A 6,581-nucleotide genomic window follows, 5' to 3' on the forward strand; every position below is an offset into this window, starting at 1 on the left:
CACGGCGACCAAACGTCTGATCGCGTGGCGTTGCATCGCCGGCAATAGGACCTGCGTCGCTTCGGAGAATAGACTTACCGGCTTAAATAGCTCGCTCGCGGTAACCCCCAGAGCCTGCACGACCACGTCGATACCGTCCAAGGCCGCATCGATATCGGCGGCGTTTTTCGCATCGCCGCAGCACTTCTCAAGCCTGTCGTGATCGAGGTGTAGTGTGTGTGCAGAACGCGAGAACGCACGCACTCTGTGGCCCGCATCGAGAGCCGCAGATAGCGTCGCTCGACCGATGCCACCGCTCGCGCCAATAACAAGTACATAAGCCACGTTATTTTTCCAGATCAACCGGCTGCTTCAGATCACTCCTAGGTCTGCTGAGCATAGGCGCCCTTTGCCGCAGCCGCTTGGGCGCCCTTTCCCGCGAGCGCGAAAATCTCGGCGGTGAAGAAAACACCAATAAGCAGCAAGGAATGCGCGACGAGGCTGGGGCCCATCATCCAGGTGAACCCGATCCAAAGCGCGAAAATTGCCGACCACATGTAAGAGAGAATGAGCATGTAATGGAAGCGAACCATTCTCGGCAGGGCGAAGAGCGGGTTCTCCGAGGGATCCATCACGGCTCTGTAGGCCTTGGTCAACATTGAGGTATTCCTTTCATCGTCTCGAGATCTATTGAAGCTTCGGAAATGCGCGCCTCTCGGATCGCGGTAGCGTTTTCTTGCTGGTTACCTGTGATTACGGACGGCAATCGAGGTTGGATCTCGCTGCGCAGCACTTGGCAGACACAACTCCGTGATTACAGCCAGGCGCAGTATGCCTAAGGGCAGCCTACGGAGCTTAGTCGTCTTCCGGACCTAGGATCGACGCAGGCGCTGTGATCTCGAACATCGTGTTCCTACCCGTGGGAACGAACATCTCGATGCAATTCCCCGGACCGTCCGTGATCATCCACGCATGGGTCTGGAAGGTGGGGACGGTGACACTCTCCCCTTGGTTGAGACCGGTGTTGTCGACAGGCGTGCCTTCCGGGTCGATCCAAGCGAGGGCGCGATAGCCGTCGGACTTGTTGACGAAGGTGACGGTCGTAGGGGTCTTGGACTCCACAGACTTGATCGTGCCGAACTTGTCGCAAGACACGGCCTCCGCTTGCGGACTTGTCGGAACTGCCGCCGGTATCGTGCTTGACGGCCGCGCTGCGTCGGGCGGCGCCGGCGCTTGGCACGCGGACACGAAATCGCCGACCGCTTGGGCCGCGCCGGTGAGTTGAAGCGCTTCACGTTTTCCGCCAGCGATCCCAAAAGTCAGCGCCGCTCCTTTCCTCATGGCGGTCCAGAGTGGCGCCCCGGCCTCGATCGCCACCTGGATACCGGAGACGCCAACTTCCGCGTCCTTGCCAAAGACCTGCCCAGGCAGTTCGGCCTCGACGTCCCCGGCCGAGAACGAGACAACCACGTCTTCGCCCTCCGAGAGGTCAACGATGTCGTACCAGAAAACCGCGCGCGGCATGACCCCATCCGGCCCGCCACAAGTCGCCTCGAATGCGACCGCATCCGTGTTTGGAATCCCGTAACTCAAGATCACGGTATCCGGGTCGTCCGGGAAATCGCTCTCGTAGCGGTCAACCGTCCAGGCCATCTCCTCGGCATGGAGCGTCGCCGAGACAAGCCCCGTGGCAAGAGCGATGGCAAACCCAACGGCCAACAAAACGCGAGGAAACATTTCCTTGCTCTCCAACCATGCTGACAGGCCAACCCTATCCCAACCGGCGTCGTCCGACATCCGATAAAGGTCAGGTTCGAGCGTCTTGGCCAATACACGGGGTGCGCAATACGCCCTCTCCTCCCAGTCCTAGACCTGCCGCTTCCCGTTTTCCATCGGCCGGTATGGAAACACTGGCATCGCCCGGTCGGCTAGCCTCCCTGCTTCAACGACTCATCGGGAGCAAGGGCGGAAGTGCCAAACGTCCTAATCCAAATCCGCCAGCATGATGGCCGAGGGTCTCGCATCCTCATCATCGACGATCATCCGATCGTCGTGGCTGGACTTCGCCGGCTCCTTCAGGATGCCGGCGGGCGCAACGTCAAGCATATGCCAGCTTCGCCGAGGCGTTTCGTCTTTGTCGGCTCGCCAGGCCCGAGGCCGTCGTTGTCGATCTCGCGATGCGCGTCGGCGGTCTGGCTGGGCTGTCGTCCGTGCGGCGGCTCCGCCGCTACGGTCCCGACGTCCCGATTCTCGTGCTGACCATGCATGATAATCCGCTCATCGCGCGCGAGGCCCCCTGCTCCAAAGCTAGGTAGCCTTGCCGTTCCGCCCCCGGCGCTTGCGCCCCCGGAGCGCGGTCACCGAGCCGGCGACCAGAGCGAAGCCGCTGAAGAACAGGACGACGAAGATGCAGCCATCGTGCGCCGCAATGACCATCCTGCCCACCTGGCTACCCTCGGTCACCAACATGCGGCTCGGAAACATTGACGTCACAACCAGAAGCGCGAGCAGCCCGTTCTTCACCGTAACTTCGATAACGATCGCAAGAGAGTCACGCTCGACCATGCCGCAGGCAAATGCACAGAGGCGCGTAAGGTAGAGCGCACCAATACCGAAGACGATGATGATGGCCGGCCCCAGCCAGCCATAAGGGGCGAACTGCAGCCGCCCCGCACCAAGCGACCCGATGATGATCAGGGCGAGCAGCGCAAGACTCGCGCGCACCATGAGTTTCGTGAACAGGATTTGCTGCTTCGAATGGGTCAAGCGCCGTACAACCATGCCGGCGAGCAGCGGGGCGATTAGGAATAGACCGATGTCCAGCATGATCTGCGATTTGTCTATGACGAAATCGCCTGGAACCTGAACCGTGACCAGCGCGGCCAGCACGATCGGTGTCGCGAAGAGGCAGATGAAGGTCGTGATGGCCGTCAGCGAGACGGACAGGGCGACATTGCCATTCCCGATGAAGGTGAGCAGGTTCGATAGCGAACCGCCGGGCATCGCCGCGATCAGAGCGATCCCCGTCGCGATACCGATGGCGCCCGCGAACGACAACCCGCCAAAGCCCTCGGGGACAGCACCCACGACGAACATCGTCAGCCCTGCCCATAGAGGGACCAGCACCAGTTGCGCGACGAGACCTACAGCAAGCCCGCGCCACGCAACGAGCGTGTTCGCGAAATCGCGAACCGTGAGCGTCGCTCCCATGCCGAGCATGGAAAACGTGACCATGGTCGCCGACAAGACGCGCTCATAGTGTCCGAAATTTGCGAAGAACGAGAACGGTTGGTCGAGCATTTGGATTGCAGCCTAGGCCAGCGCCCTCGGTACCGGCAAGAATGACGCTAAGGGCCTGTGGGCAACGATGCGTTTGGATCGATTCGTAGCTGGGCCACAAGGGGGCTTGTGGGATCCAGGCCCTCCGTGAGGTCCCCCTGCTAGAAGTCAATGCCGATACTTTGACGGCTGCAATGAGCCTCTCAGGCTCTACGATGCTTCTTAACGGAAGAAACACGTCCGGCGGACAGAATAGAGACTGAATGAGTCAAGTCCCATCCATGCGCTACGACGCCCGCTATCCCGGCATTGCCGACCTCAAGCGCCGCGCCAAGCGCCGCCTGCCCAACTTTGCCTTCGACTATCTCGAAGGCGGCATAGACGACGAACAAGCCAAACGGCGCAACCGGCAGGCTTTTCACGATGTGCATCTGACGCCGCGATATCTGCGCGATGTCAGCACGATCGACACCCAAGTCACGCTCTTCGGCACCCAGTACGCGTTGCCGTTCGGCGTGTCGCCGGTAGGCCTCGGCGACATGCTGTGGCCTGGTGCCGAGACGGCCCTCGCCCGGGCTGCTCAGAACGCGCGCATCCCCTATGTTCTCAGTACATTCAGCACTACGCCGATAGAGAGCATCGCGAAAGCGGCCCTCGATGTATGCTGGTTTCAACTCTACGTCCCGCGGAGCGTGGACATCCTGGAAGACATGATCGCGCGTGTGAAGCACGCAGGGTTCCGGGCCTTGGTGGTCACGGTGGATATCCCCGTCGGCGCCAAGCGCAACCGGGAACTGAGGAACAGTCTGAAGCTGCCTTTCACGCTGACACCGCAGATGGCCTGGCAGTCGCTCACCCATCCCACATGGGCCCTGCAAACGCTGGCCCGTGGCGCACCCGATTTCGTCAACGTCGCGCGCTACCGGACCGATACAAGCCAAGCCCTGTCCGATTTCATTTCCAGCATGACCATTCCCGGACTGCCCGTGGAACGGCTACGCAAGATACGGGAATTGTGGGATGGCCCTCTGATCGTCAAAGGGCTTCAAGCGGAGGAGAATTTTCGCACGGCGATCGACTGCAATGTCGACGGCATCATCATCTCAAACCACGGCGGGCGGCAGCTCGATGCCGCGCCCGCCACGATCGACACATTGCGTTCGTTGCCCAAGGACATTGCCAGCCAGGTGACGGTGATGATCGACAGCGGCGTCCGGTCCGGGCTCGACATTCTGCGCGGCAAGGCGCTGGGGGCGCAGGCGGCCTTTAGTGGACGGAGTTTTTACTATGGCTTGGGCGCACTGGGCGCGCCGGGAGCCACGCAAGTCATAGACATATTTCGCGACGAGCTCACGCGCAGCCTGATGCAACTTGGCTGCCTGCGCTTTGAGGACCTGGACTCAAGCTGGCTGGCGAACTCCAGCGGATGAGGTCGTTCCGGTTCGGTTCTGCCCGAGTGTCAAATCCCGACAAATGCACCTTCGAGGACTAACGGGAAAACCCAGAGGCCTTCGCGCCAGGTGGCTAGGCGCACGAAAACTTGTGATTCTCGCAGAATACGCCTATATAGAGGCATCGACATTTGGCCGGACTATTGGCTTTAGCGCCCAGGCGCAGGTTGCAGACCCTCCCAAACATCGACAATCCCGCTTCGAGGCGCGCGTTCGCGTCTTAAAGCACTACTACATACACTTGAACGAAAGGAACCCCGATGAACACGGGAACCGTTAAATTTTACAATGCTACCAGAGGCTTCGGCTTTATTGCACCCGCCGATGGCGGCAGTGACGTCTTCGTACACGCAACTGCCCTGGAGCGCGCCGGCATCACACATCTGGTCGAGGGTCAGAGCGTCACGTTCGACACCGAGATTGATCGCCGCAGCGGTAAGACAGCTGTCAGCACTATTGAGGCCGCTTAGTCCTTTCGGACAAACGCCTTAGTAGATTAGAGCCGCCCCTTCGGGGGCGGCTTGTTAGCTTTGCCCGCAAAATATCATCAGCCGCCGAACCAACTCGAGAACCCGATATGAGTACGTCATTCAGCTCGCGCATGACAGCAGCCAAGCGTAGCGCCGAGGCGATCCGCAGCCAAAGCCGGCAGCGGCACGAAAGCTTCATGCGTGATCAAGAACGGGAACGCGAGGCGACGTCGGTGAAAACAGCCCGCTTGCGCGAACTTCGACTGGCCAAGGAGGCTGCCGAGAAGAAAGCGGCGGCGATGGAGCCTACGCCTGCGAAGCGCACTAGAACGCGGCGATCGAAGCAAACCTAAACACGGATTGACAAATACCCCGACGCGCAGCTGGCGGTTGGCCCACTTGCGACATACGGAAGTATCCGCGAGACCGGAGTTCCGCTGGACCGGGCCCTGCCCGCTTTTGACCTCGAACAGACCTCCCGCTTGTTTTCCCCAATTTTAACGACCTTAGGTTTGTGCACGCGGAATGCGTGCATTTGAGGTTTTGTTACCAACGTTTTCGAGGTAGCTTTGGCCATCGGCCGGGGGAGTCGGGACGGAGGTTCCATGCTGCCTGTACGCCTGTCCAGTGTACGTGCTGCGATCACGCCATTCCTGATCGCCTGTGCTCTGGTCATTGTCCTGCAAATGCAGGCGAGGGCCGAGGACGTCGCTCCTGTCTGCGATGAATACGGATTAGCGCTACTGTCGACGCCGCACGCGCCCTGGAAAGGGGCGCCGTTGCGCGTCATATTCGCTACCGAGAAGCCGCAAGACGGCGCGCTGGCGCTGATTACGCCCTCAGGAAAAGTCGCAGCCCAAACGTCCGACAGGCAGGGCGGACCCCCCTATTTCTGGCACGCCGAAATCGCCTCGCCCGAGGCCGGCACCTGGCAAGCAAAGCTCACGCGGGAAGGCGCGGCCCCCGGTTGCCGCGACGTCACGCGCGACATCGTAGTCGCGCGCAAAAAGCCGCGCGGTCCCGGTAGCAGCAAGGCCGTCTGGCCATTGCGCGACAAGTGGAATCGCGGAAACGAAAATCTCTATGCCGCCTGGCTCCAGATACTGTTCGACGCGCCGCTCGATGAGGACCTGTCGTGGAAGGCCCTGGGCGAGGTTCTGCACGACGATTCGCGGAACGTCTTGTTCAACCATCTTGGCCTGCGCGAGGACCAAACGCGCGCCACCATTCGGCCCGACTGCGCCGACCTACCCTATTTCCTGCGCGCATATTACGCATTCAAGATGGGATTGCCCTTCGGTTATGCGAATTGCACGCGCGGCGGCGGCGGCAAGCCACCGAGGTGCACAAAGTGGTGGAACGTCGTGAAAGAAGAGCCGGCGCCCATGACCAAGACGGCGCG

The 6,581-nt window shown here is 60.8% G+C and carries 8 protein-coding genes and 1 pseudogene; 4 read left to right on the plus strand and 5 right to left on the minus strand.

All coding sequences use genetic code 11. The features are described 5' to 3' along the window. The 5 genes from WBQ77_RS10805 to WBQ77_RS10825 all read right to left on the minus strand — a co-directional run. On the minus strand, nt 1-324 hold a 324-nt coding region (locus tag WBQ77_RS10805; RefSeq protein WP_424060225.1), incomplete at its 3' end, for an NAD(P)-dependent oxidoreductase. 38 nt (nt 325-362) lie between these two features. Further along, nucleotides 363-638 carry a hypothetical protein gene (locus tag WBQ77_RS10810; RefSeq protein ID WP_424060227.1) on the minus strand — a complete coding sequence of 92 codons (276 nt, stop codon included), beginning with the start codon at nt 636-638 and terminating at the stop codon, nt 363-365. A gap of 196 nt (nt 639-834) precedes the next feature. Continuing rightward, nucleotides 835-1,716: a hypothetical protein gene (locus WBQ77_RS10815; protein ID WP_424060229.1), complete on the minus strand. Its 882-nt coding sequence runs from the start codon at nt 1,714-1,716 to the stop codon at nt 835-837. A gap of 246 nt (nt 1,717-1,962) precedes the next feature. After that, nucleotides 1,963-2,085, minus strand: coding sequence for a hypothetical protein (locus tag WBQ77_RS10820; protein ID WP_424042661.1), 123 nt, complete (start codon nt 2,083-2,085; stop codon nt 1,963-1,965). A 201-nt stretch (nt 2,086-2,286) separates the two neighbouring features. Next, on the minus strand, nt 2,287-3,279 hold the full coding sequence (locus tag WBQ77_RS10825; protein WP_424042662.1) for a bile acid:sodium symporter family protein: 993 nt from the start codon (nt 3,277-3,279) through the stop codon (nt 2,287-2,289). Nucleotides 3,280-3,521: 242 nt separating this feature from the next. On the opposite strand from WBQ77_RS10825, the gene WBQ77_RS10830 reads away from it, so the two are divergent. From WBQ77_RS10830 to WBQ77_RS10845, 4 genes and pseudogenes are all read left to right on the plus strand, one after another. Further along, the gene (locus tag WBQ77_RS10830) at nt 3,522-4,688 is read left to right on the plus strand and encodes an alpha-hydroxy acid oxidase (RefSeq protein WP_424042663.1); all 1,167 of its coding nucleotides are present in this window, start codon (nt 3,522-3,524) and stop codon (nt 4,686-4,688) included. A 281-nt stretch (nt 4,689-4,969) separates the two neighbouring features. Beyond that, nucleotides 4,970-5,179, plus strand: coding sequence for a cold-shock protein (locus WBQ77_RS10835; RefSeq protein WP_424042664.1), 210 nt, complete (start codon nt 4,970-4,972; stop codon nt 5,177-5,179). Nucleotides 5,180-5,286: 107 nt separating this feature from the next. Further along, nucleotides 5,287-5,532 carry a hypothetical protein gene (locus WBQ77_RS10840; RefSeq protein WP_424042665.1) on the plus strand — a complete coding sequence of 82 codons (246 nt, stop codon included), beginning with the start codon at nt 5,287-5,289 and terminating at the stop codon, nt 5,530-5,532. 252 nt (nt 5,533-5,784) lie between these two features. Continuing rightward, nucleotides 5,785-6,581, plus strand: a pseudogene (locus WBQ77_RS10845) (hypothetical protein); the annotation flags it as partial.

It is taken from the genome of Methyloceanibacter sp., assembly GCF_049590335.1.
In the GTDB taxonomy this organism is placed as follows: domain Bacteria; phylum Pseudomonadota; class Alphaproteobacteria; order Rhizobiales; family Methyloligellaceae; genus Methyloceanibacter.

Coding starts and splice junctions, on each gene's coding strand:
- WBQ77_RS10825 (WP_424042662.1), bottom strand. CDS start 3,279: ATGCTCGACCAACCGTTCTCGTTCTTCGCAAATTTCGGACACTATGAG.
- WBQ77_RS10835 (WP_424042664.1), top strand. CDS start 4,970: ATGAACACGGGAACCGTTAAATTTTACAATGCTACCAGAGGCTTCGGC.
- WBQ77_RS10820 (WP_424042661.1), bottom strand. CDS start 2,085: ATGCTTGACGTTGCGCCCGCCGGCATCCTGAAGGAGCCGGCGAAGTCC.
- WBQ77_RS10830 (WP_424042663.1), top strand. CDS start 3,522: ATGAGTCAAGTCCCATCCATGCGCTACGACGCCCGCTATCCCGGCATT.
- WBQ77_RS10840 (WP_424042665.1), top strand. CDS start 5,287: ATGAGTACGTCATTCAGCTCGCGCATGACAGCAGCCAAGCGTAGCGCC.
- WBQ77_RS10815 (WP_424060229.1), bottom strand. CDS start 1,716: ATGTTTCCTCGCGTTTTGTTGGCCGTTGGGTTTGCCATCGCTCTTGCC.
- WBQ77_RS10810 (WP_424060227.1), bottom strand. CDS start 638: ATGTTGACCAAGGCCTACAGAGCCGTGATGGATCCCTCGGAGAACCCG.